This window comes from Pseudalkalibacillus decolorationis (assembly GCF_024609785.1).
Lineage (GTDB): Bacteria > Bacillota > Bacilli > Bacillales > Fictibacillaceae > Pseudalkalibacillus > Pseudalkalibacillus decolorationis.
Genome location: NZ_JANHJQ010000025.1, coordinates 22873 through 47890 on the forward strand (window position 1 = coordinate 22873; position 25018 = coordinate 47890).

Here is a 25018-nt window from a genome sequence, read left to right on the forward strand (position 1 = left end):
ATATAACGTTATAATGTTTGGTGATGAAATTCTTTTGAAAGTAACAAATTCAGATGCATTTTCTATAAGCCGTTCCGGATCAAATGCTGATTCTCCAATCTGTATCTTTATTGCTTCAGTTTCAACTCAAGAACATAAGCCCTGTAATCACTTTTCATCGTTTTGACCCGATTTCTCCATTAGAAAAAGTGACCGTGAAAAAAAATAATATTACTTTGACAGATAGAGTAATTTAGGTTAGTATTACTCTATCAGATAGAATAATCATTTATGGAAGGTGACCTATGATTCGAAGTGATATTATCCGTGGACATTTAGATTCGATTATTCTACGTTTGATCTTGGAAAAAGACCAGTATGGATACGAAATATCGAAACAAATCAGCTTAAAGACTAAAGATCGATTTCAAATTAAAGAAGCTACTCTCTATGCAGTGTTTCAAAGACTGGAGAAAAAAGAATTAATTGAATCCTATTTTGGGAACATCTCACACGGTGGGAAAAGAAAATATTACACAATTACAACTTTTGGTAAAGCCTATTTAAAAGAAACCGTTAAAGAGTGGCAGGAAACAAAGGAGATTATTGACCTATTTATGGAGGGATTAGATTGAGGGAAATAAAAAATCATGTAGATGAGTTATTTAAGAAAATCCCAGACAGCGAACAAAAAGAACTTATAAAACAAGAGATATTAGAAAACTTGGAAGAAAAAGTGGCCGATTTGATGGCACAGGGTAAAAAAGAGGAAGATGCGATTAATCGGACAATTGTTGAATTTGGCGATATCGAGGAAATAGAAAAAGAGTTAGGTGTATCACAACCAACAAAGAAAAATATGACTAAATTCGATTTAGGGTTTTCCATATTGGGGAGTGCACTCATCATTTCTTTATTTGTTTTTATAAACTTTTATTATACCCCAAAAACAATTTGGTTCGTTTACCCTACATTTGCTGTATTGTGGTGGCCTTTATCGATGTATTACAGGTGGTTACGCCAATAAGAAAACGTGAAATAAAGGAGGAATAGAGTATGCTTAGACATGATGTTCGTTTTGCTTGGGCCGGAAGTATTATGAGCATAATATTCTTTATCATTGTGAATTACTTGACGAGTCGCGATACTCTTTGGTTTATATATCCCTCTTTTATACTACTTTTATGGCCAGTTAGTTTACAGTCTATTAGGAAAGGTGAATATAAAATCCATTCTATTTTCTGTAGTATATGGATCATTTCTTTTCTATTACTTATAAATTATCTCTATAGCCCAAACCATCCATGGTTTTTATATGCATTTTACCCAGTGATTTGGTGGCCAATTCTTATGCTTTTAGAACAAAAGAGAAAAACAGTGACCATTGCAGTACTTGGAAGCATAATTACAATAATCTATTATTCCGTTTTGAACGCAACGCTTTCACCTGAGTATCCCTGGGCGATTTACCCTTCGTTCGCTGTCTTATGGTGGCCTATAGTGTTGTACTTTGCAAGAACAAGGCAGTTTTTTCAACTATCACTTTATGCTAGTTTACTAACGATTATCTTTTTTATAATCGTGAATGTTGTATCATCCCCAAACACTATTTGGGCAGTGTATCCAATTTTTTTAATCCTTTGGTGGCCATTAAGTATGTATTATTTCAAGTTTAAAAGGAAGAAAACAATCTATAAAATCAAAATAAGATGAGGTGTTTTACCCAGTGAGCGAATCAAAATATGATCTTCGAGAATGGAAGAAAAAGTTAGCATCATTTGAACGACCACGTATGTCAGCAAGTGTAGGACAGTTGATTAATTCCGTAGGGCCATTTCTATTATTATGGATCTTAGCCTATTTAAGTTTAGAAGTTTCCTATTGGTTAACTATATTATGTGCGATTCCAGCTGCAGGGTTCTTAGTCCGGACATTTATCATTTTTCATGATTGCACACACTATTCATTTTTTAAAAATCGGAAGGCGAATGAAATTGTCGGGATGTTTACAGGTTTATTTACATTTTGTTCATATGAACAGTGGAAGAACAGCCATGCAACGCATCACGCATCGAATGGAAACTTGGAAAAACGCGGAGTCGGTGACGTCTGGACGATGACGTTACAAGAATATGGAGATGCTTCTAAGTGGAAACGTTTCCGTTACCGTGTCTACCGAAACCCGATCGTGTTGTTTTTAATCGGCCCATTGTATATCTTTTTACTCGATTACCGCTTCAATACAAAAAATGCATCAAAGAAAGAAAAAAGACATGTATGGATGACGAACGTTATTCTGGGGTCTATTGTATTGTTGTTGGGTACTACACTGGGTTGGAAAGCATTTATCTTAGTTGAGTTGCCGATCTTCTATATCGCAACATTTTCAGGTGTGTGGTTATTCTATGTACAACATCAGTTTGAAGATGGTTACTTTGAAAATAACGACAATTGGAACTACGTTGAAGCAGCGTTAAAAGGAAGTTCTTTCTATAAACTTCCAAAAGTATTGCAATGGTTCTCTGGAAACATTGGCTTCCACCATGTACACCATCTTAATTCTCGTGTACCTAATTATCATCTTGAGAAAGCACACAAGAGCGATCCCCGACTCCAGGATGTACCGACGCTAACACTCTGGACAAGTTTGAAATCACTCTCCTTCAAGCTATGGGATGAGCAATCCAAGAAGTTTATTGTAAACCGCGACATTCACATTTACCTTCGAAAAAAGCAGCTGGAGTTGTAATAATGAAATGCGGAAGCGACCTCGAACACCTGGGCGCTACAGCTAGACATTGATGGAAAAGCGGAAGCGCCCTCTTCAGGTGCGATAGATTCTGCAACATAACACACTTTAATACTAGAAACATACAGAACACCGTTCGCAAAAGGAACGGTGTTCTAAAAATAGTTGTTTATTTTTCTTTAACCTTTTCATCTTTCTCAATTACTTTTTTAATAATTCATACTGACGAATAACTTCTTGCGTAATCTCACTGTTTTCATCGAGGTTGCTTACTTCCTTCAAAACATTAGCTATTCCATTTTCTTTAATCATAGCTTGGAGTTTAACAGCTTCTTCGTCCTCTTGATAATCAAATAATAACGCAGCCGCAATTGCCTTGGCTAAGTTGGTATAAGATAGTCCTACTTTTTGTGCTTCTATTGCAGGTCGAACCAATCTGTCCTCGGGTCCAAGTTTACGTATAGGTGCTCGTGCTACTCTTGTTACTCCATCATTTAAATATGGATTTTTGAATCGTTCGATAATTTTTTGAATATACTTCAAATGCTCTTTTTTATCTAAATGATACTGCTTAATTAAGTAATCTCCAGTCTCGTTCAATGTCTTTTGGACTTGATCGGCTATACTCTCATCCTCTAACGTCTTATCTATTGTCGATTTACCACCTAGGTATCCTAGATAAGCAATGATTGCATGGCCTGTATTTACTGTAAATAATTTCCTTTCAATAAATGGAGCTAAATCATCAACTATTTTCATTCCTTCAATTGAAGGAATACTTTCCTTTGTTTCAACAACCCATTCATAATAAGGTTCAACCAACACATCTAGTGATCCTTGATTATCCTGAATAGGAACAATACGATCAACAGCGGAATTAAAGAAATAGACTCTACCTTCTAATCTTTCCTTCGTATCTTCATCTAGGTTATCTAGAATATGTTTCTTTAAAATATCTGTTGCACCTATTTGATTCTCACAAGCAATCACATATAACTTCTCATCTGTTGCATAAACGCGCTCTGACAAGCCACGAGCAATTAGTGGTGCAATCCTCGGTAAGATGGTAGGACCAATAGCTGTTGTAAGATAGGTTGCATTTGTAATTTTATTAATCACTTCATTTGGTTGGGTCATATTATTTAAACCAGAAACATTATTGACAGTTGTTGTTTCTTCATTAACCGCAGCTAGTTTCACTTTATAGCTTTTTTCTTCATTTAATTGATTAATGATTTCCTCAGCAATATCAACAAAAGTTACATGATAAGCTGACTCGGAAAATAACGCTCCAATAAATCCTCTACCAATATTCCCTGCTCCAAAATGAACGGCTTGTTTCAAAAAGCATCATTCCTTTATCAAATTATTTTGAAGGTAATTTAAAAATAAATCTTCTAATTTCTTTCGAATCATTGCTTCATTAGAAGATGAAAAAATCATCATTGCAACATCATTCTCAATCAAGCTTGTACTAATGAGACTCAAAATTTCTTGTTCTCTCAAACTCAAGTTTTCTGGAGCAAGCATTAACAGAAGATTTTTCATGGGTACTTCATAACCATCCATCCCCTTAATAATACAAGGTTCATCTAAATGCGAAACTTGAAATATTAATCCCTTGATACTTTCGTCACGGCAATGATATAAACCCATGTTTGTTTTCGGGATACCAAGACCACCCTTTTTCTCCCGTTCTTGTAGTTGTCGCAATACTTTGGTTGCATCTGTTACTAATTGTTCTTGTTCTGCTTCCACAACCATTTCCCTCAAAACCTTGACATGATTCCCCATATTAGATTTTCGATAAACACGTAGATTATGTAAAATTGCCTCCATACTAATTTGTACATCTTTTATTTCATGTAAAACATCCTGTAGGTGTGATTGCTCTTTTCGAGAGACGACATCCTTCCTATTTATAAGACCAAAATACTGTTTCCTACTAGTCAATTGCTTTAGATTACTTTGTAAAAAGCTGCAGATCCTTGCTATATCTTCATCACTTAGTAGTGGTGTTACCAAGATATAATCAAAATCAGTAAAAGGTAGCCTTACGGTAGAAATAATAACATCATATTCATTAAGATTAGCCGTTTCAAAGTCTTTAATTGATTTAATTTCAACAGAATTGATTTCAATAATTTCCTTTTGAATACGGCTTGCTAACATTTTTGATGTTCCAATCCCTGTCGGACAAACGACAACTGCATGAATATTTGCTTTCTCTTCATTCATTAATAATGCAGAACCAAAATGGAGGACAATAAAGGCAACCTCGTCGTCAGGGAATGAGATGTCTTTAAACTCTTTATTCAGGCTATTATTAACTGCCATAAAAAGAATGGGGTATTTCGTTTTAATTTCCCCTGTTAATGGATTAAATAATCCCATCTGTTGCTTCAACCGAAATATAGAAGGCTCCATATGGGCAAGCAATCCTTGAAATAATGCAAAGTCTTTAGACAAGTCCATATGTAGTTGCGATGAAACATGTTGAATGACATTCTTAATAATCTGTCCTAGCATAATACTGTCATAACTGATCGCATCAGTATCCTGCAGCTTAGATCCTTTCAAAATAACCATCAAAAAGTGAATATCACTTGTATTTATTCGTATCAAGAGGGTCTTCTCTAAATCCTCACATAGCTGTTTCATCAACTGATATTCCTTTGTAGATTCATTTGCTATTTCGTCTGCATGTTGTAAGACAAAGTTATTTTCAGACCTCTGAATCGTAATACAAATGTGAACAATTAGTCCTATATAATCACTGTCAGCTAATCGTGTTTGCCCTATGTTTATCGTTTTATTAACTAAATTATCAATTTCTAAAAGGTAATGAGGGTTAAAATACCCGAGAACTGGTCCTTTTAATTGATTGTCCTTTTGTAATAAGTACAAGCTTTCCATTAATTCCTCATGAAAATGAACTAAGAAATAGTGAGCTAAAGCTTTTCGCTTATTAGCTTCCTCAGCAATGAGCTCTACACCGACTCCTCTTTTCCTCGTCAGTGTAATATTAATTTTTTCCAACCAGTTAGCTAAGTCATCCAAATAACCAGTTAGTGTTGTAATGCTAACTCCTAACTGCTTAGCTAGCACTTGAGTTTTAAAGAATGTTCCTTCATGTAACAATTTAATTAACAGTTGTAACTTTCTTTCTTCTGGAGTTTCATCGGTAGGGTCAACATCAGATAAATGCTGAATAAGTTTATAAATATGTTCATTTTTCCCATCAATAATAAGGCCATCATTCGAAGTGCGTTTAAATTGTAAATCAAACTGATTCAATATCTTTTCCACAGCCTTTAAATCTCGCTGTATGGTTCTTACACTTACATTGAGAAAAGCAGCAAGCGAATGTGCCGAGTGCTTTCCAGATATCTTAACAATTAAGTCAATGATGGATTTTTCCCTTGATGTAATGAACATACTATCCACTCATTCCATTATAAGATGTAGCTTTCTACCTTAAAGAGAAGGTAGAAGAATAGAAAGACAGTGAAACTGTCTTTCTATTCTTGCTTATTTACTATTAATAATATCCATCAATTCTTTTGCCGTTTTGGCTTGCACCATTTGTTCGATATTATCCATTTCTGAACAAATAACTGCTATTCCAGAAAGAATTTCTAAATGGGTACTATCTTTACCAGCAATACCAAAGATTAATTTGGTTTTTTCACCATCAAAATCAACACCATTTGGTACTTGAACAACCGTAAAGCCGGAGCGAACAACATCTTTTTTAGCCTGTTCAGTACCATGTGGAATAGCAACATGATTCCCCATATAAGTAGATGTCATATTATCACGTTCAACCATAGCATCTATATAACTTTCTTCTACATATCCGGCTTTAAATAGTGCTTCCCCAGCAAAACGGATCGCTTCTTCTTTAGTCGAGAAATCCTGATTAAGGAAGATATTTTCTTCCACCAATAAATCATCGGCATCATGACTATGATCTACTCCTGTTACATCCGCCTGAGTGTCTTCAACCATTTCAGTCAATTCTTCCGTTACACCATTTTGCAAACTATCGATCAACTTATCGTATTCCGGGCTTGATAAGAAGTTATCTACTGAGATGTGATATGCATTAGGTAATTTACCTTTAGCACGTGGTGTTAATTCTTCTTGCGTAATAATAATCTCTGCATCACTTGGTATATTACTAATTGCTGTATTTGTTACGGAAACATCTAACCCTGCTTCTTTCACCTTCTTACGAAGAAGAGAAGCTCCCATCGCACTGGAACCCATTCCAGCATCACAAGCAAAAACAATTTTTTTTACGTTTTCTGGTAAAGCACCTGGATTAGAATTGAATGATCCAACTACTGAACTTTTCTTCCCTTTCATTTCTTGCATTTTTTGAGTAGCTTCTTCAATATTTTCGTCTTTTTGTTTACCTGTTTTTAGTACTAGTGCTGAAATAACAAAGGACACAACTGTAGCTACTAGCACTGCAGCAAAGTTAGCTATATAAACACTCGCTTGAGGAGGAGTAACCGCCGTAATGGCTAAAATACTGCCTGGAGATGCTGGTGCAGACAAACCTCCACCTAAAAGTACTAAAGTAAATACTCCACTCATTCCCCCAAGTATAACTGCAAAAAATAGCATTGGACGCATCAATACATATGGGAAGTAAATCTCATGAATACCACCAAAGAAGTGAATGATTCCAGCTCCTGGAGCTGATTGCTTGGCTACACCTTTTCCAAATAGCGTAAATGCTAATAACACACCAAGACCCGGCCCTGGATTTGCTTCTAATAGGAATAGGATTGATTTACCGGCACTTTGAACCTGTTCCAAACCAATTGGTGATAGCACACCATGGTTGATTGCATTGTTTAAAAATAAAATCTTTGCAGGTTCGATCAGGATACTAGTTAATGGCAATAAACCCGCTTCAATTAACCAATCAACACCTGTCACTAACCAGTTCGTAAATTCATCAACAGCTGGGCCAATAGCTAAGAATGATAATATTGCAAGTATTCCACCAAGAATACCAGCCGAGAAATTATTAACGAGCATTTCAAATCCAGCTCTAATTTTCCCTTCAATTACTTGGTCAAACTTCTTGATTACATAACCACCAAGTGGTCCCATAATCATCGCACCTAAGAACATTGGTGTATCTGGGGCACCAATGATGACACCCATTGTCGCAATCGCACCTACTACCCCACCACGTTGATCATGAACAATTTTACCCCCAGTATAACCAATTAATAAAGGCAGTAAGTACGTCACCATTGGACCAACTAATTTGGCAAGGTTTTCATTTGGGAAAAACCCTGTTGGAATAAATAATGCAGTTATTAGTCCCCATGCAATGAAAGCACCAATGTTTGGTAGAACCATGGAACTAAGGAAGTTACCAAACTTCTGTATCGCAACTTTTATATTTGATTGAGCCATTTCTAACTTCCTTTCAATGAAATAAATGAACACCGATAAGACTTAGTCAATCATAAGATACGAACAGTACATACTTCAAGTTTCTTGAAAACCAACTTTGTCGCACGTATAAAGACAAACCTATTTTTTCTCATTAGCTGACTATTATTCTAATATATAATCGATTCCCTCCCCACAGGGCATGCGTACAAGCCATCTTGTCCCTTTCTTCATACGGTAGTACGAGGTGAAAATATGAAGAAAGTCATTCTTTTTGCAGACACAGGGATTGATGATGCGATTGCTATTATGTATGCGTTAAAGAATCCAGAAATCGATCTTCTAGCTGTTGTTAGTGGCTATGGGAATGTAGATCGGGAAAAAACATTACGAAATGTAGAGTATTTATTTGAGCTTGCCGGCAGAACGGATATACCAGTGATTGCGGGGGCTACACGTCCTCTCGATGGGGACGATCCTGTTTTTTTTCCAAATATTCATGGTGCTGAAGGATTGGGTCCAATCAGTCCACCAATTCCGGAAGAGCGATACGCCAACCGGACAAACTTTAGCAAACTGTTTCGATTAATCAAGAAAAATCGTCAGGAGGTTACCATCGTCAATGTCGGACGCTGCACTTCGCTTGCCATTGCCCATTATTTAAGTCCTGAAGTTATGCGGGAGGTAAGAGAAACGTTTGTAATGGGAGGAGCATTCCTTGTTCCCGGAAATGCAACGGAGGTAGCAGAAGCAAACTTTTTCGGAGATTCAATTGCTGCCAATTATATTGCCCAAAATGCACGTCATCTAACGATTGTTCCGTTAAATGCGACGCGGGATGCATTGTTGACTCCAGCAGATGTTAACTTTATCGATTCCCGAGCTGATACTCCATTGGAAGAAATCATAAAACCCATCTTAGACTTTTATTACGAAGTATACCAGGAGCTCGAACCCGGTATTGAAGGTACACCGCAGCATGACTTGGCTGGGTTGATGGCTACTCTTAATATTCCAGGATTGTTCAAATTTGTAAGGCGTGAAGTTCGTGTCCAGCATGAAGACAGCTATGCGGATGGACTGAGTATTGCTGATTTTCGTCCTGGAACAACAAACTGTTTCGGAATGGGTTGCGTGCGTATTGCCATCGATCTTGATCGAGATGTATTTGTGGCGAATGTTGTGGATATTTTAACCAATAACGTTGATGGTTAGAGATTATTCTTACCTTCACGCCAACTATTTTCCGAGTTTTCCACAAACACATTGAGGCTCCGTCATATCCGAACAGAGCCTCTTCAAAATTGTAACTATTTTTTGGTAGAGGACGACTTTGTTGATGGAGACCCAAGACTTCTCCACAGATAAAAAACAGCATAGGCTTCCCAGCCCTTCCAAGGATCAAAGAGCTGACGAATTTCTTCGAGAGCTGGTTTCTGTGCTCTATCCAGTAGTTGTTTCAACGCATTTTGGAGTCCAGCATCACCGATTGGAAATGCGGTAGCATCACGCAAACATCGCATGAGTACATAATGGGCTGTCCAAGGACCGATACCGCGGATAGACAGTAATTTTTGCTCAGCAGCCTTGAAATCATTTAATAACATTAGTGATTCCTTCGATAACTCTCCACTTCCCATAAGTTTTGCGATCCCTAGAATATACTCAGCCTTTTTGCTTGTGAACTGGAGTTTCCTCAATTCATCAACAGATATAGCTGAGATGTCACTCGGTTTTGGGAACGACCAGTATTGACGCCCGTTCCATTGAACCTGTTGTCCAAAGGATTCAACGAAACGTTTTTTTAACGTATAAGCAAACCTCAAGTTTACTTGCTGTCCCATTACCGCCCAACAGAGTGCCTCAAATAAATCAGGAATGCCGACAATTCGAAGACCATAGAAGTCCTTGGCTAGCTTGGATAATAAGAAATCATTTTTGGCCATTCGATAAAATGGAACTAAATCTGTTTGTAGATCGAACCACTCCGTTACGTAACCAGTAATTTTTTCACACACAGCATCGTTTCGAGATTTACCATCAACAAACCGAACTTGGATAGTGGCGCTTTCTTTTTCACTTATTTCAATGAGTATTTGATCCCCATCAATCTCGATCAGTTTAAAAACCTTTCCATTCTCAATATAATGCATACATTCCAGGGATGACCTTGAAAGATGCGTAAGTGCTTCTGTAAAGCTGAATTCTTTAGGTGTCGTAATGTCCAAACACCCTAAACATTCATCAAAACTGAAAGCGGGCGTGTCCTTCTTTGGTGTAATCATTAAATCCCTCCAATAGAAGTAGTGATTCCTTCACATTTAGTCCGCCTCTAAATCCTGTAAGTGCGGAACTTTTACCTATGACACGGTGACACGGCACGACAATCGGAATCGGGTTTGCTCCATTTGCAGTACCCACTGCCCGTACAGCCTTTGGGTTGTCCAGTGCCTCGGCGATGTCCGAATAACTTCGGGTTTGGCCAAAAGGAATTTGGGTTAATGCCTGCCATACCGAAGCCTGGAATAGCGTACCCCGCATATCCAAAGGAATTGTGAATGTATCCCTTTTCCCATCAAAATACTCTTGTAGTTGAAGAACATATTCTGCAAGAACATTATTATCCTGAATTAGTTGTGCGTTCGGTATTTGCTTATTCACCCATGTTTCTAATGTGTCCAATGATTCAGTCGGCCAAGTTATTCGGCATAACCCATGTTTCGTAGCTGCCAAATAAAGCGGCCGGTTCTGGAAAATGGAATGAGTGAAGGTTGTGAAGTATACCTTTGTGACAGCTCTGTCCATAAGACTTAATCCTCCTTGTTATTGGATTTTTCTGCGGTAATCGTTCGGGGTGCACCCTACCGTTTTTTTGAATACATCCGAAAAATGTGAAACGCTGCGGAAACCAACAACTTCAGCGATTTCTGCAATCGACTGTTCTTTTTGAGCAAGTAACTGTTCTGCCATTTCCAAACGGGTATGAAGTAATTGTTTCGAAGGAGTCTTACCTGTCGTTCTTTTAAATACACGTTGTAGGTGGTATGGACTTATATTTAACTCTGATGCCATTTTATCGAGAGTCAATGGTTCAGGGTACCGCTCTTGAATTAAGTCAATCACCGCTTGGGCCATTTTTGCATCAGGACCATGCTGATCTGGATTGTCCGGTTTGCATCTTTTACACGGACGAAATCCTGCTTCACGTGCCTCTTCAATACTTTTATAAACTTGGACATTCTCTGGTTTCGGTATGCGAGATCTACACGAAGGTCTGCAAAAAATACCTGTCGATCGAATGCCTACATAATACACACCATCATATCGGGTATCTCTTTGCAAAATCGTCTCATATACAGATTGAAAGATAGCATCATCCATCTCCAACCCCTCCTCTTGAACACATTATAAACCATCCTTATCCCCTTGATAACAAAGAAGAAATAGGATAGCAAGAATTCGAAACTGTAAGAAAAGCGTAAACGCCCTGTTCAGGTATGACAAGCGCTGGAGATTCTGCAGCACAACACGCTTTTTGTGTTTGTGGAAGAATCGAAGCGACGATCTGAGTACCTGGGCGTTGGAGCTGGACATTACATCTATGCAGCAAAATTTTATACTTTCTTAACGTGTAAAAAAGCCCCTCAGTGTTTAGAAACGCTGAGGGACTAGCTGCTATATCTTATTTTTTGATTAGTTCAAGTTCTACTGGAATGAATTCCTCCAGTTCTTCCCCGTCCAAATAATTGGATGCTGCATCAACTGCTTGTTGACCCATTAATTCAGGTTTTTGGGCAACCGTTGCAGCCATTTTTCCTTCTTCTACAGCCTTTACTGCATCATCGGTTGCGTCAAACCCAACCACGATAACATCTTCCATTCCAGCTGCTTTCAATGCTTGGACAGCACCTAGAGCCATTTCATCATTATGAGCAAAAACCGCCTCAAACTCATTTGTACTTTGGATGATATTCTCCATAACTGTCAAACCTTTAGCACGATCAAAGTTTGCTGCTTGTTTTGCAACAACTTCAAATCCTTCTGCTGCATCCATCGCTTCATTAAACCCTTTCCCTCTTTCACGAGCTGCAGAGGAACCAGGGATCCCTTCAAGTTCTACTACCTTGCCTGAATCACCAAGTTTGGAAACAATAAATTCTCCTGCCATTTTTCCGCCAGTTACATTATCTGATGCAATGTGGGAAATAACCTCTCCACCCTCTGCACTGCGGTCTACTGTAATAACAGGGATCTCCGCTTTATTTGCAGATTTAATGGCTGATGCAATCGCTGCAGAGTCAGTCGGATTGATCAATAGAATATCGACACCTTGTTGAATCAGGTCTTCAATATCACTTACTTGTTTGGCTGGATCATTCTGTGCATCTACAGTCGTGATCTCTACACCTAACTCCTTCGCTTTTGCCTCTGCCCCATCCCGTAGAGTGACAAAGAAAGGATTGTTTAATGTAGAAATAGATAGGCCGATCTTCTGTGTTCCATCTTTTTCTTTGCTTTGATCTTCCGACGAATCTTCATTGCCCCCACCTTGCTGAAGTGAACATGCACTTACAAGAACAGCCATAAGTGTAATGATGAAAAATTTCCACAGACTTTTCATTTAGAAACCTCCTAATTTTTTTAAAACTATTTATTGTTAAGCAGCTTTCTTTCGATCCAGCAATACAGCTAGTAAAATAACGCCGCCTTTAACCACTTGCTGATAAAATGAAGATACATTTAATAAATTCAAACCATTATTTAAGACCCCAATAATAAGTGCCCCAATTAGTGTTCCGAAAATCCATCCTCTTCCGCCGGATAAACTCGTTCCACCTAATACAACTGCTGCAATTGCATCCAATTCATAGCTTACACCCGCTGTCGGTTGAGCTGAATTCAATCGTGAGGTTAACGTTATTCCAGCTAATGCGGAAAGCAAGCCTGTAATTGAATAAACACCCATTTTCAATCGGTCAACCTTTAAACCTGAAAGTAAAGATGCTTCTTCATTTCCACCAATCGCATAAACACCACGTCCAAATGTTGTTTTTCTTAAGATGAAAAATAAAATGAAGTACGCTATTAACATTGTTACTACTGGGAATGGAATGCCGAAAAAGTAACCTTTCCCTATCATTTGGAAGCTAATAGAATCAGATAATCCTGTTATTGGACGACCATCTGTATAAACCAGCGTCAACCCTCTGAAAATTGTCATCGTTGCTAGTGTAGCGATAAATGGTGCTACTTTACCTTTTGTGATAATAACTCCATTAATTAATCCCATTATCGCCCCTGCCAAAAGCCCGATAAGTACGGCCAGAATAGGATCCATACCACTAGCTAACATCCCGGCAGTCAGAGCTGACCCTAGTGCCAGAATCGATCCAACTGATAGATCGATACCACCCGTTAAAATAACAAATGTCATCCCGAATGCGATAATAGCGTTAATCGATACCTGGCGTAACACATTAAGTATGTTATCAACTGTTAAGAAATTGGGACTCATGATCGCTAAAATAATCGTTATTAATACTAGTCCCAGCACCGGTCCTAACTTTTGGACGGACCCCAAACCTTTGCTTATTTTGTTCATGTTCTCACCCCTCCTGTTGCAGCTTCCATGATTTTCTCTTGATTGGCGTCCTCTCGATCGATAATCGCAGTAACCTTACCCTCATGGATGACCATGACTCTATCTGACATCCCTAGAATTTCAGGAAGTTCAGACGAGACCATAATGATTGAAAATCCCCGTTCAGTCAGTTCATTCATAATCGAGTAGATTTCCTTTTTTGCTCCTACATCTACTCCTCTAGTCGGTTCATCTAAAATTAATAGTTTCGGTTCGATTCCAAGCCATTTACCGAATACTACTTTTTGTTGGTTCCCTCCACTAAGTGATTTAACCTCTTGCTCTGGTCCAGACGTCTTGATTCTTAACTTCAAAATCATCTCCTCTGTCCACTGTTTTTCTTTCTTTTCCTTAACAATTCCTGTTTTTGAGAACGTTTTCAAATTAGGGATGACTAGGTTTTCACGTACAGATAACCCGAGAATTAGTCCCTCGTCCTTACGATCCTCTGTAATGAATCCAATTCCAGCTTTAATGGCATGATGGGGCTTTCGGATAGTAAGCTCTTTTCCATCAAGAGAGATCCGTCCTCCAGATTTTTTTCTCGCGCCAAAAATCGTTTCCATAATTTCCGTTCTTCCTGCACCCATCAATCCTGCTACTCCTAAAATTTCACCTTTTCTTACATTGAAGGTGATGTTTTCAAAAATGCCCTCATGACTAAGATTATCAACGACAAAGCGATTTTCACCGATCGTTGAAGTCCGTTTAGGAAACCTCTCCCCCAATTCGCGTCCGACCATCATTTTCACGATTTCTTCAAAATCAGTGGTTAACGTTTCCTTCGTTCCGATCGATTGACCATCCCTCAGAACGGTAATTCGATCACATATTTTGAATATCTCTTCCATACGATGAGAGATGTAAATGATCGCAACTCCATCTTTTCTCAACTGATTCATCACTTTGAAAAGCGTATCAATTTCTCGATCTGTTAAGGCAGCAGTAGGCTCGTCCATAATCAAGACCTCCGTGTCTGCTGCAATTGCTCTCGCAATCTCGATCATTTGCTGTTGTCCAACAGATAATTCACCTGCTGGCTTTATCGAATCAATCGTAATACCTAACCGATTCAAGTATTCTTGTGACTTCTTGTTCATTTCTTTATTTTTCAACAATCCGAATGGTCCGTGTTTCAGTTCTTTTCCGAGAAACATATTTTCTGCAACAGATAAATAGGGAATGATATTGAGTTCCTGATGAATGACCGCAATCCCATCTTTTTCTGCATCTTTTGGAGAAGTATACGTTACTTTCTCACCCTTATAATCGATCTCCCCCTCGTCACTCTTATGAATGCCCGTTAGAATTTTCATAAGGGTTGATTTCCCTGCACCATTCTCTCCCATTAGGGCATGGATCTCTCCAGGGTATAGGGAAAAGTCAACTCCTTTTAATACTTCTACATGGAAAAAGGATTTATGGATGTTTTTCATTTCAACAATTGGCGTATTTTTCATCAGAAGATCACCCCTGAGTGGAGGATAATATTCGCATAAGGGGTCGCTTCACCTGTACGAATAATTGCTTTTGCTTTACTCGTTACTATCTTGAAGTCATCATGGGGCAAATAGTCGATCGTTTCAAATCTATCTTTGAGCTCTAACCCTAGACTTTGGTTGTGTTCGGTAACTTCAGAAGCAAGAGTGACTTTTTCAATTTCCATATCCTTTTCAAGCTCTTCCAATACCTGTAATAAGGTGGGCATACCTTGTTTAACAGAAAGGTCTATTTTTATTACATCTCCAGGAATAGGAAGTCCACAATCGGCGATTACAATATAATCTGTATGCCCCATATCACTTAGAACTTTGGAAATTTCACTATTTATTATCCCATTTTTTTTCACTTGATTTCACCTCTTTTTCATTCAAGCATCTAGTTGATCATCCAGCTCCGTTCGATTTGGCATACCCAATTGGGCTCCGAGCTTTGTTACAGAGATCGCTGCAGCTCTAGCCGCAAATTGACAAGCTTCTCTTAATGATTTCCCCTCTGAGAGTCCAACCGCAAGTGCTCCGTTAAAAGTGTCACCTGCCCCCGTTGTATCAACTGCCTCTACTTTCAATGCAGGAATGGATTGTTCTTTATTCCCCTCAAAAATAACAACGCCTGCAGAACCTTTCGTTATCACAAGCTTTTCTTTTAAATTGTTCAGTAGTTTCTCATCTTTTTTGTAAAGATCGAGTAGCTGTGCTGCTTCGTATTGGTTTGGTGTTAAATAGGTAGCCATCTTTATCCAATCCTTAGGTATCTTATGAAAAGGTGCAGGATTTAAGATCACCTTCACCCCATTTTTATAAGCAATTTCTAAAGATTTTTCTACACTTTCTAGTGGGATTTCCAACTGAAGGAGCAACCAATCGCTCTTTATAATATCTTCTTTGTGATCATCAACAACTTCTGGAGTTAAAAAGTTATTAGCTCCAGGAACTACAATAATTTTATTATCGCCTTCATAAACAGTAATGCTGGCAATACCGGTTTTCTCATCTGTAACCGGTTCCACATTTTCCGTGCTAATACCCAATTTCATAAAATGATTCAAATATTCCTGACCGAACAAATCATCGCCGATCCGACCAATCATTTGGACATCTGCACCAAGCTTAGCGGCTGCCACCGCCTGATTGGCGCCCTTCCCTCCAGGAATAGTAGAGAACTGATCTCCTAACACGGTTTCACCTATTGAGGGATCTTTACGAGTAACCGTGACTAAATCCATATTTATGCTTCCCAGAACAGTAATCATATCGTGCTCCTCCCTATAAGGCATAATCTATTGTTTTTTCGTCGTCTCTCTTTCGATTAATTTCGTATCATAAACAACATGGTCGTCATTAATACCCTTTCCATCGATGAGTTCTAAAAGCATGGTTGCAGCCCTTTTACCCATTTCATAGATTGGTTGTTCCATAGTTGTTATTTCAGGAGATACCGTTTCAGTCCACTCAATTCCATCAAAGCCTACAATTGATAAGTCATCTGGAACTTTTAGTTCTAAACGGCTTGCTGCTTTCAATGCACCTACCGCCATCACATCGTTTCCGGCAAAAACACCATCAATTGTAGGGTACAGCATTAGGAGATCAATGAGAGCTTTCTCTGACTTTTTCAAATGATACTCTCCGTTACAAATGATTGAAGGGAGCATATTTTCCCTCATCTCATCCTCATATGCCATTTGTCTAAGCTTTGAGTTCTCAATATACTCAGGACCTTTAATGTGGGCAATTCGTTTACAACCGCGATCAAGCATGTAACGGACTGCTTTGCGTGCTTCATTATAGTTATCTATCGTTACAGAAGGAATGCGATCATGGAAAAAACGGTCCAATGCAACAATCGGTATATTTACGTTGTCCACATGCTGTAGTTGTAGTGTATTTGAAACAATAATCGCTCCGTCAATATGATTTTCCTGCATACTTTCTAAGTACATCAGTTCTTTCTTGAGATTTTCATCACTATTACACAAAAATGTTGTATACTGGGCTTTATTCGTTACATCTTCCACTGCTCTGACAAGCTGTGGAAAGTATGGGTTTGTAATATCAGGTACGATAAATCCGATCATTTTCGATCTTTTTTTGAATAGACTTCGTGCAACATTATTGGGTCGATATTGTAAATGTTTAATTGCACCCTCTACTTTCACCCTCGTATCTTCGTGTACATAGCCTTGATTATTCAAAACCCTTGAAACTGTTGCTACAGAAACTTGGGCTTCTCTTGCGACATCTTTAATTGTTACCATTATTTTTCTCTCCAGTCTTTCAATCAAGTAACCATAGGGCGTAACCGGTTACATATGTAGTGAAGAAAATTTTATGACCCATTAATTAATCCTTATCACTAAAGGGGTTTCAACTGAAAATCTTACTGCTACTTACCCTTAACCGGGACCGATCATGTGTAACCGGTTACACAAATTTTAATATGATGCTATGATTCTGTCAACCTTTTTTAAAAAGAAAAGCGGAAGCGCTCTTAATCTATCCAACAAAGTTTCATACTATCTCATCTATAACCAACTAAGAAAGAACGGATCGGCCATCGTATGGAGATCCGTTCGTTTTCTTGTACATTAGGAGTTTAGTGTTTAAGGGAGATAGTGAAATCGGGACCATTTTACTATTCGTGACCGATATAATTCAATCTGTGACCGAAATAACAGATTGCGTGACCGATATAATTCAATCCGCGACCGATATATTGGACTTCGTGGCCGAATTAATATTTGGGGCGGAGGTAAATTTATATTAATCCCCCAAAAAGGCATCTCAAATCAATAGTTATTTGACTTTCCCACCTAAATTGATTGCAACGGATGAACTTTACATCGTTGACGTTCCTTCGATTTATTCCTCGTAATAGTCCAATACGTCATCAAAATGCCCCCTACAAATCTCAAAAAGACAACACCTAAATTCAGTTATATGTATGGCGGTCTTTTGTATTTTGTGTGTTTTACCTTTGTTTAAATTTAATCTTGGTTAGACTTAAAAATAATATTATCTAATGCAAACAGGGATCTGTTAGCAATCGCAAGGTATATGGAGATTGCTAATAAAGCTACATCCAGTTCATAACCTCCCAAGAATCCCTTAGCAAGTTTCACCTTTATAATTGCTCCTACCATGAGAAGGGCTATTAATATTGAAACAACTCGTGTGCCAATACCCAATATCAAAGCAATACCACCAATCAACTCTATGACTACTACCACATAGGCTAAAAACCCTGGAAGTCCTAAACTATCAAAAAATCCAACAGTATTACTTATACCTCCTTGAAACTTATCCAAACCATGAATAAAAAAAGTAAATCCTAAAAATAATCTTAGAATTAGAGCTCCTATTTCATACCTTTTGATCATTGTTATCACCTCATAAGTTGAATTTTATGTAACTGATTATATTTTCAAAAGTTGTATATGTCAAATAAATTAGTTACTAAATAATATATAGTGATTAAATCACACTATAATACCTATAAAAATGGGGTTACGTGGAATCGATAAAACACTGCAAAACATAATTAAAGAGATGACTCCAACATCAGAGGCATCCCATGTCTTGCACGTTAAGAAAGTATAGAAATACTTTCTATAGTATAAGTTCAACTAAGGCGATCGCAAGCGCTAAGGCTTGGCGCTAGTCAAGTTTTCTTTATTATTATATTTGTGAAGCTTCTCCTGCAATGCTTGTTTGCTTTTTTCCTTTAAAGAACACAAAAGTGTACGTGAGAAGCAATACTACTAAGCACAAAATGGAAAAACCATAAATGAAATGGTATCCGGTATATGAAGCAAGTACGCCGAGACCGGTGGAACCGATTGCTACTCCAAGGTCCATAGAAGAGAAAAACATCGCATTCGCCGTCCCTTGTTTCTCCTTTTTAACAAAGCTGACAGCAAGAGCTTGGAGCGTAGGTGTAATAATACCATATGAAATTCCATAAAACACTGCAGCTATGAAGAATGTCAATGTATTTTGGGTGATCGCTATAAGAAACAACCCAATGACTCCACTTAAGGTAGCAGGAATTATGATTACTTTATGACCAACAGCGTCGAACAGGCGGCCCGATATAGGTCGAACAACGGTCATAACGATGGCTATGATTAGGAAGAATAATGGAACAGATCCCGCAATGCCCGCTTCCTTTCCTAACTCACTAAGAAAGCTGATCACTCCTCCTAAGGTAATAGTGAAAAAGGTTATTAATAGGCAAGGAAAAAATGCTTTTTTATCAAATGCATACTCCTTAAAAGTAGTCTTTTTCGTGTCTGAATCACTTGAAACTGCCATTTGAGGTGCTTTTACAAAAAAGCTGAGCACCAGTGTCGCTATCGTAAGAAGTATAGACAATATGATTAAAAGATTATAGGAAAAGTAATGAAGGAAAGATATGGCCAACATCGGAGCCAAACTTGTACCAACACTGGTAGCCAACCCATAATAACCGATGCCTTCCCCAAGTCGCTTTGTCGGAATAATAGTTGTCGCCATCGTTGATAAAATGGTGGAGATAATCCCAAATCCTATTCCATGTAAAACTCTTAAGAACAGCAGTAATGGTACAGACTCTTGACCGTACCCTAATCCTACTGTAAAACAAACAAAAACGAGAGAGAATATGCTCATTCTCTTGAGATTGACTTTATGCATAAAAGCTCCAATGAAGGGGCGTGTTACAATTGCTGCAACCATAAAGACAGTTGTCATCAACCCACCTTGTGCTGGGTTATTTTTCAGTTCCGTAATATATGCTGGAAAACCTGCCGTCAGTAGCTGTAAACAAAGAAAAAATAAAAAAGCCATCAGAACAATGGCCGTAAACTGTCGTGTCCATAACTTAGATGTCATAGTATTCCTTCTTTCTATTTTTGTGAATCCTCTATAAGTAAGTCAATGTTACTTTCCAATGAAAGCAACACTTCCTGATAAATTTTTAACCTGTCACTATCAATTTGATCGATAATTTTTGTGTAAATTTCCTCAAGGTATGGGAGCACTTTTTCTGTTAAATCTGTTCCCTTTTCGGTAATTTCAATAAGAAAAGAGCGTCGATCGGATGGGTTTGGTACCCTTTTTACAAAGTCATGTTTTGCAAGGAGGTCTAAGATTTTCGTTAGGGTCGCTTGATCTTTATCCGTTCTCTCAGACAATTGTTTTTGGGATATATGGTCTGCCTCGTTTAAAGTCCGGAGTACACTCCATTGTTCTGTTGTTATGTTATAAGGCTTTAAATAAAAGTTCACAATACGAGTGAGTTTTTTACTGAGACGGACCGTAGCAGATCCAATTGTTTTATCCTTTGACATAGCCATTAAGATGTTCCCCTTTCAAACAATACTTTTATATTATATACCAGAACACTATTTGTGTAAATATAATTTGTATACAAACTATATTCAGTAAAGATTCTAAATCGACAAGATTCAGTCTGGTTTCGAAATCATTTTCTGTAAAAGAAAAAAAGAACTTGCATAATAGCTAGTTCTTTAATGATTATATTTGATATATTACCTGCATCTTATTGAGCTTTTTGATATTTTTTTATTTAGCAAATTACAATACAAGTAATCCTGATGTTGCTTTTGAAAACTGTATAAACATATAGGCAAAGGTACGAGACGGCTATCAAAGAACTGGAAGTCGAACAATATAAACCACCATTATTTTGTTTGGTGGCTTCAGTCTATGTAAGCGATGACTATGCGCTTTTTCTCATTCTTTCTATCCAACTGGACATTAAAGAACAATAAAGTTTTAAATTCGAATGAATCTTAATGGAGATCTCTTCGTTGTAAGTGTGGACAGTTAGGTTTCGATCATTTACCATATTTAATGCTTGTATCGCTTCTTCATCAGTAAAAAGGTTAGTCTCCCTACTACTTCGAATAACACCCTTTGGAGAACTGACATCAATGCCTTCAATATCATAAAGAAATTGTTTTGCAGCTTTCCAACAAGCCTCAAAGGTAAATTCAAATCTCTGTATGGAAGCATCCCTTTCTACTGAATTAGGTTTTTCTATCTGAACTAGTTCTTGAAAAGCAGTTAAAGCTTTTTCTGCAGAAACTAACCGTTCTTGAAGTCTTTCCATAAAATTCCCTCCTCTTTAACACTTTTGATGAGCGTAGTACTAGCATTTTTTAAATTAACTATGTCTACATGATAGGGGATTGTTGATTCTTCAACGTTTTCAATGATTTCTGACCATTTGGATGAGGATAAATAATTGACTGGCTCAACGGCTATGTCTATATCTGAGCTTTGTTTTTCTTCTTTTCGTGCCCATGATCCAAACAAATATACCCTAACATCTTCTTCACTCAAAGTACCATTAATCAAGTCTTTTAGCTGGTTAAGTATATGTTCTCGTAATTCCATATGAGTAGCCATTCCTCTCCTCTTATTCCATCAATTATATCATAGGAGGTATATTTTTATTGTATTTCTCATTTGCTAACTATTTCGAAACAACTGGAAAAAATTATAAAATGAGTTAAAATTAAAATATAGATTATGCTTCGAGGAGGCATACATGGAAAATACCAATACTCTCAAATCACTAAATTGGACCGTTTTTGTAATTTTACTTGCTATAAGCATCATTACAGGATTATCTGCAATGAATGGGTTAGAACAAGCTGAACAATCAAGAGTTGCATTTCATTGGGGATCATTTCAGACATTAATCCTATGTTTAATTGTAGTCTTAACAAGTTTATTAACTTACTTTTGGAATCGGATTTTCCCATTCAATGTTCCTATCGCCTTAATACTGCTCGGTGGTTTATACCTCTTGTTTTTCTTGACGTTCACTATAGGATGGGTTGGACTTCTAGGGTTTATGGGTTTACTTGTTTCGCTGGTTGTAGGCGTGGGTTTGATTCTATTTCATTCTATTTACTTATATATTAAGAATCGAAATCCCTGATCGCAGCCCTTATCAAAGATAATCTAAATAGCTTTAAGTTCAAAATAATCCCCTTGTAAAGCATAAATAAAGGGTTTGACCCAATTAACAAAGTGGTCAAACCCATATGCATTACTAAAAATAGGTAAGGTATCCAACTCTAAACAACCGTACCATTCATCATTTCTAAGGCACACTCATATCGTACAAACCGTTCGAAATTGCTTACCATCCATATCCGTATCCATACGGGTAATATGGGTATGGTCGAAAAAGCGTTAAACCAGCTATCGTCCCAAGACCTAATCCAAACAGACCTGCACCCAACACCGGAAAGAATCGATCTTCTCTTTCTTGCATCGGTAGTAAATAGACATTCTCAGAGTCCACTTGTTTTATAATACCTTTGTAAACTCTATTGTCATACGTAGTGATTACAACCGGCTTTTCGATATATCTTATGCACAAATTATAGTAATACCCTTTCAAAAAAGGTGACCTCCCCCCATGCGTGCTCTTTAATCCTTCTATACTATGGTTTTCATTATTTATTTGACAACGTAAAAACTATTTACTGAACTTCGTGAATATTTTTTGCATCAATCCTGGCTTAGTAATCCTACTGTTATGAAAAGCAGCAATCTTCCACTGCCCATTTTGTTTAATAACTATATTGGTATTAATTGAATCCCTTTTATTTGGTGCCTGTCTTTGCCATCTTAATTTGACCACCCCATGACCATGAAAAATAGCAACATCTGGTTCGATGAAATTCAGCTTTTTGATTTCTCCTAAGAGAGTTGACCCTTTCAAAATGCCATTCCAAAGCTCTTGATGGGTTTCTGATATAGCTTTCTTCCCCTGCAAATGTTCGCCTTGAAAAGTTACATAGTCCGCATCATCCGTAAAACATGAACCATATGCTGTACCGTCCCCTTTATCCCATGCGATTGTGAGCTTCTCAAACAAATTCTCAATCTCTTTGACATCATTTGTATTGTCCATCAAATCACCCCTTCTACTTAATTTCATTGGTCACGACGCAAATTTAACGTGGTTTTTCCTGAAAACTTTGGTGCCACTGCCCTCAACTAAACGATGCAATCTTATACTTGTATTTTTCGGGCCTGCTGCCACATAAGAATACCTATGATGACCAGCCATAAATTAAGCAATAAGCCAAATCCTCCAAACACCATGTCTTCTGGTACAACCGGGTGATCTATGAACATAGTAACCCCCGCGATAAAATTGCCTAAACCACAGAGTGTCGCGATCCATCCAATCCAAGCAGGATATCTCTTGCTGAATACAACAGCCATTCCAGCCAGAAGGAACGGAAGACCGAGCATAAAGCTAATATAAAGGGGGAAGGTCGCCCCTAATTCGGAAAACAAGGCATAAAAAGCTCCATATATCATCTCTTTTTCAGTAGGAGAAGCTGCCTCATAAGCTTTTGCTAATGCCGGGAAGCTATACCCGTCGATCGAGTAATCAACTGCAAACAAAGTAACCCCGATCATGATACTAACGACGGACAAACGGCTCAGAAACCAAGCAGATGCTCTCTTATTGATCGAAAAAGCAAGACTTATAAAGGCCACCACCCAAAGGAATACCGAGAAAATTGTACTGATATGAATCAATTGCCAATTTGTATGATGCGCGACATGCTGCAACGCTTGATCTGGCTCACTTGGCATATCTCCATGAGCAAAGCCAAGTAATAAATAACCTAATCCTCCAAGAATGGCACAAAATGAACCAAATATCAGACTTACTTTTTCCCGCGAGGCTCTTTCTTGATTATCCATAAACCCATCATCCCTTCTAAACCATTTTATTTTTCAACTGGAACACAAACAATTTAATTAGACCAGTCTATATAATTAAAACAGAGTTATATTTTGTTTTGATTAATTACCCTATACATCCCTAGAGTCGGAAGAGCCTCTATTGGGTACATAAAATTGTGGATACTTTAATATCTTATATTAAAAATTATAACAATTGGTCTATATAAACAATAAAATATTTATATTGCTTTGTCAACCAAATCCCTAATAATTTTCCATGTTTTTCAATGATGAGAGCTTTCAACTTACTGAAGTCATTTGACATACAACCAAACGAAGATTATTTTATATATAGACCATTCATTATATTAAAACGGAGGAATCGCTGATGGAAAAGACCACTTCTGCTCGTACTCGTTTGATAGAAGCTACTTTCAATTTAATCGAACAACAAGGTTATCACGGTACAGGTTTGAACCAAATCATAAAAGAGAGCGGTGCTCCTAAAGGTTCACTCTACTATTATTTCCCTGATGGAAAAGAGCAACTGGTTTCTGAAGCCATAGAACTTTATGGACAGGCTTTAGCGGAACGTATACGAGGCGTCCTTAAAAACGCTGACAACCCAGCAGAAATCATTAAGTTGATCTTTACCAATTTCGCTAAAAAACTTGATGCATCTGGTTGCACAAAATCTGGATCTTTTGCGACAATTGTATTGGAAACCTCAAATACAAGTGAACGATTACGAAAGGCATGTAATCGAATGTACGATTCTTGTTCCGCTTCATATACAGAAATGTTCATGACTCATGGATTCTCTGAAAAACGCGCAACACAAATCGCTACTCTCATTACCACTTCGATGGAAGGGGCAATCATCTTGTGCCGGGCTAAGCAAAGTTCGGAACCATTGATCCAGATCGCAGAGGAACTGAAAAGCTATATCAATCATGCAAAGTCGGAAATGAGTAATTAGGAGATGTTAGGGAAAAATTATCA

General features: G+C 37.8%; 26 protein-coding genes. 6 read left to right on the forward strand and 20 right to left on the reverse strand.

Features of this window, described 5'->3' with window-relative positions:
* Nucleotides 1-284 precede the first annotated feature (284 nt).
* The 3 genes from NON16_RS19475 (at nt 285) to desA (ending at nt 2728) form a co-directional block, all read left to right on the forward strand.
* Entirely contained in the window at nt 285-614 is a 330-nt protein-coding gene (locus NON16_RS19475; RefSeq protein WP_257351092.1) for a PadR family transcriptional regulator, read from the forward strand.
* On the forward strand, nt 611-1006 hold the full coding sequence (locus tag NON16_RS19480; RefSeq protein WP_257351093.1) for a permease prefix domain 1-containing protein: 396 nt from the start codon (nt 611-613) through the stop codon (nt 1004-1006). The genes NON16_RS19475 and NON16_RS19480 overlap by 4 nt, the downstream gene beginning before the upstream one ends.
* Nucleotides 1007-1705: 699 nt before the next feature.
* Nucleotides 1706-2728: a Delta(5) desaturase DesA gene (gene desA / locus NON16_RS19485; RefSeq protein WP_257351094.1), complete on the forward strand. Its 1023-nt coding sequence runs from the start codon at nt 1706-1708 to the stop codon at nt 2726-2728.
* 201 nt (nt 2729-2929) lie between these two features.
* Here the strand turns inward: desA and NON16_RS19490 are convergent, their stop codons facing one another.
* From NON16_RS19490 to NON16_RS19500, 3 genes are all read right to left on the reverse strand, one after another.
* Entirely contained in the window at nt 2930-4072 is a 1143-nt protein-coding gene (locus NON16_RS19490; protein WP_257351095.1) for a mannitol-1-phosphate 5-dehydrogenase, read from the reverse strand.
* Between the two features lie 6 nt (nt 4073-4078).
* Nucleotides 4079-6166: a BglG family transcription antiterminator gene (locus NON16_RS19495; RefSeq protein ID WP_257351096.1), complete on the reverse strand. Its 2088-nt coding sequence runs from the start codon at nt 6164-6166 to the stop codon at nt 4079-4081.
* Nucleotides 6167-6259: 93 nt separating this feature from the next.
* Complete coding sequence (locus tag NON16_RS19500) at nt 6260-8170, reverse strand: PTS mannitol transporter subunit IICBA (RefSeq protein ID WP_257351097.1); 1911 nt, start codon at nt 8168-8170, stop codon at nt 6260-6262.
* A 234-nt stretch (nt 8171-8404) separates the two neighbouring features.
* Between NON16_RS19500 and NON16_RS19505 the strand changes: the two genes are divergently transcribed.
* The gene (locus NON16_RS19505) at nt 8405-9364 is read left to right on the forward strand and encodes a nucleoside hydrolase (RefSeq protein ID WP_257351098.1); all 960 of its coding nucleotides are present in this window, start codon (nt 8405-8407) and stop codon (nt 9362-9364) included.
* Nucleotides 9365-9459: 95 nt separating this feature from the next.
* On the opposite strand, the gene NON16_RS19510 is transcribed toward NON16_RS19505, so the two are convergent.
* From NON16_RS19510 to NON16_RS19575, 14 genes are all read right to left on the reverse strand, one after another.
* Nucleotides 9460-10434: a DNA-3-methyladenine glycosylase family protein gene (locus tag NON16_RS19510; RefSeq protein WP_257351099.1), complete on the reverse strand. Its 975-nt coding sequence runs from the start codon at nt 10432-10434 to the stop codon at nt 9460-9462.
* Nucleotides 10394-10954, reverse strand: coding sequence for a methylated-DNA--[protein]-cysteine S-methyltransferase (locus tag NON16_RS19515; RefSeq protein ID WP_257351100.1), 561 nt, complete (start codon nt 10952-10954; stop codon nt 10394-10396). The genes NON16_RS19510 and NON16_RS19515 overlap by 41 nt, the downstream gene beginning before the upstream one ends.
* Nucleotides 10955-10972: 18 nt before the next feature.
* Complete coding sequence (locus NON16_RS19520; RefSeq protein ID WP_257351101.1) at nt 10973-11530, reverse strand: bifunctional transcriptional activator/DNA repair enzyme AdaA; 558 nt, start codon at nt 11528-11530, stop codon at nt 10973-10975.
* A 301-nt stretch (nt 11531-11831) separates the two neighbouring features.
* Nucleotides 11832-12770 carry a ribose ABC transporter substrate-binding protein RbsB gene (gene rbsB, locus NON16_RS19525; protein WP_257351102.1) on the reverse strand — a complete coding sequence of 313 codons (939 nt, stop codon included), beginning with the start codon at nt 12768-12770 and terminating at the stop codon, nt 11832-11834.
* Nucleotides 12771-12806: 36 nt separating this feature from the next.
* Complete coding sequence (locus tag NON16_RS19530) at nt 12807-13751, reverse strand: ABC transporter permease subunit (protein ID WP_257351103.1); 945 nt, start codon at nt 13749-13751, stop codon at nt 12807-12809.
* Nucleotides 13748-15250: a sugar ABC transporter ATP-binding protein gene (locus NON16_RS19535; protein ID WP_257351104.1), complete on the reverse strand. Its 1503-nt coding sequence runs from the start codon at nt 15248-15250 to the stop codon at nt 13748-13750. The genes NON16_RS19530 and NON16_RS19535 overlap by 4 nt, the downstream gene beginning before the upstream one ends.
* Nucleotides 15250-15639 carry a D-ribose pyranase gene (rbsD, locus tag NON16_RS19540; RefSeq protein WP_257351105.1) on the reverse strand — a complete coding sequence of 130 codons (390 nt, stop codon included), beginning with the start codon at nt 15637-15639 and terminating at the stop codon, nt 15250-15252. The genes NON16_RS19535 and rbsD overlap by 1 nt, the downstream gene beginning before the upstream one ends.
* Before the next feature lie 21 nt (nt 15640-15660).
* A complete protein-coding gene (gene rbsK, locus NON16_RS19545; protein WP_257351106.1) occupies nt 15661-16542 on the reverse strand; it encodes a ribokinase in 882 nt (293 codons plus the stop codon).
* 27 nt (nt 16543-16569) lie between these two features.
* Entirely contained in the window at nt 16570-17547 is a 978-nt protein-coding gene (locus tag NON16_RS19550) for a LacI family DNA-binding transcriptional regulator (protein ID WP_257351107.1), read from the reverse strand.
* A gap of 729 nt (nt 17548-18276) precedes the next feature.
* Nucleotides 18277-18669, reverse strand: coding sequence for a DoxX family protein (locus NON16_RS19555; RefSeq protein ID WP_257351108.1), 393 nt, complete (start codon nt 18667-18669; stop codon nt 18277-18279).
* 298 nt (nt 18670-18967) lie between these two features.
* Nucleotides 18968-20161 (reverse strand): MFS transporter, encoded by a 1194-nt coding sequence (locus NON16_RS19560; protein WP_257351109.1) that lies wholly within the window; start codon nt 20159-20161, stop codon nt 18968-18970.
* A gap of 14 nt (nt 20162-20175) precedes the next feature.
* On the reverse strand, nt 20176-20625 hold the full coding sequence (locus NON16_RS19565) for a MarR family winged helix-turn-helix transcriptional regulator (protein ID WP_257351110.1): 450 nt from the start codon (nt 20623-20625) through the stop codon (nt 20176-20178).
* A gap of 386 nt (nt 20626-21011) precedes the next feature.
* A complete protein-coding gene (locus NON16_RS19570; protein WP_257351111.1) occupies nt 21012-21404 on the reverse strand; it encodes a nucleotidyltransferase substrate binding protein in 393 nt (130 codons plus the stop codon).
* The gene (locus NON16_RS19575) at nt 21380-21703 is read right to left on the reverse strand and encodes a nucleotidyltransferase family protein (protein WP_257351112.1); all 324 of its coding nucleotides are present in this window, start codon (nt 21701-21703) and stop codon (nt 21380-21382) included. The genes NON16_RS19570 and NON16_RS19575 overlap by 25 nt, the downstream gene beginning before the upstream one ends.
* Nucleotides 21704-21845: 142 nt before the next feature.
* On the opposite strand from NON16_RS19575, the gene NON16_RS19580 reads away from it, so the two are divergent.
* Nucleotides 21846-22241: an RND transporter gene (locus NON16_RS19580; RefSeq protein ID WP_257351113.1), complete on the forward strand. Its 396-nt coding sequence runs from the start codon at nt 21846-21848 to the stop codon at nt 22239-22241.
* 204 nt (nt 22242-22445) lie between these two features.
* Here the strand turns inward: NON16_RS19580 and NON16_RS19585 are convergent, their stop codons facing one another.
* The 3 genes from NON16_RS19585 to NON16_RS19595 all read right to left on the reverse strand — a co-directional run bounded on the left by NON16_RS19585 (nt 22446) and on the right by NON16_RS19595 (nt 24034).
* Nucleotides 22446-22709, reverse strand: coding sequence for an LSm family protein (locus NON16_RS19585; RefSeq protein ID WP_257351114.1), 264 nt, complete (start codon nt 22707-22709; stop codon nt 22446-22448).
* A 78-nt stretch (nt 22710-22787) separates the two neighbouring features.
* Entirely contained in the window at nt 22788-23225 is a 438-nt protein-coding gene (locus tag NON16_RS19590; RefSeq protein WP_257351115.1) for an SgcJ/EcaC family oxidoreductase, read from the reverse strand.
* A gap of 101 nt (nt 23226-23326) precedes the next feature.
* Nucleotides 23327-24034, reverse strand: a complete 708-nt coding sequence (locus tag NON16_RS19595) for a hypothetical protein (RefSeq protein ID WP_257351116.1) — start codon at nt 24032-24034, stop codon at nt 23327-23329.
* A gap of 370 nt (nt 24035-24404) precedes the next feature.
* Between NON16_RS19595 and NON16_RS19600 the strand changes: the two genes are divergently transcribed.
* Nucleotides 24405-24995 (forward strand): TetR/AcrR family transcriptional regulator, encoded by a 591-nt coding sequence (locus NON16_RS19600; RefSeq protein ID WP_257351117.1) that lies wholly within the window; start codon nt 24405-24407, stop codon nt 24993-24995.
* Nucleotides 24996-25018 lie beyond the last annotated feature (23 nt).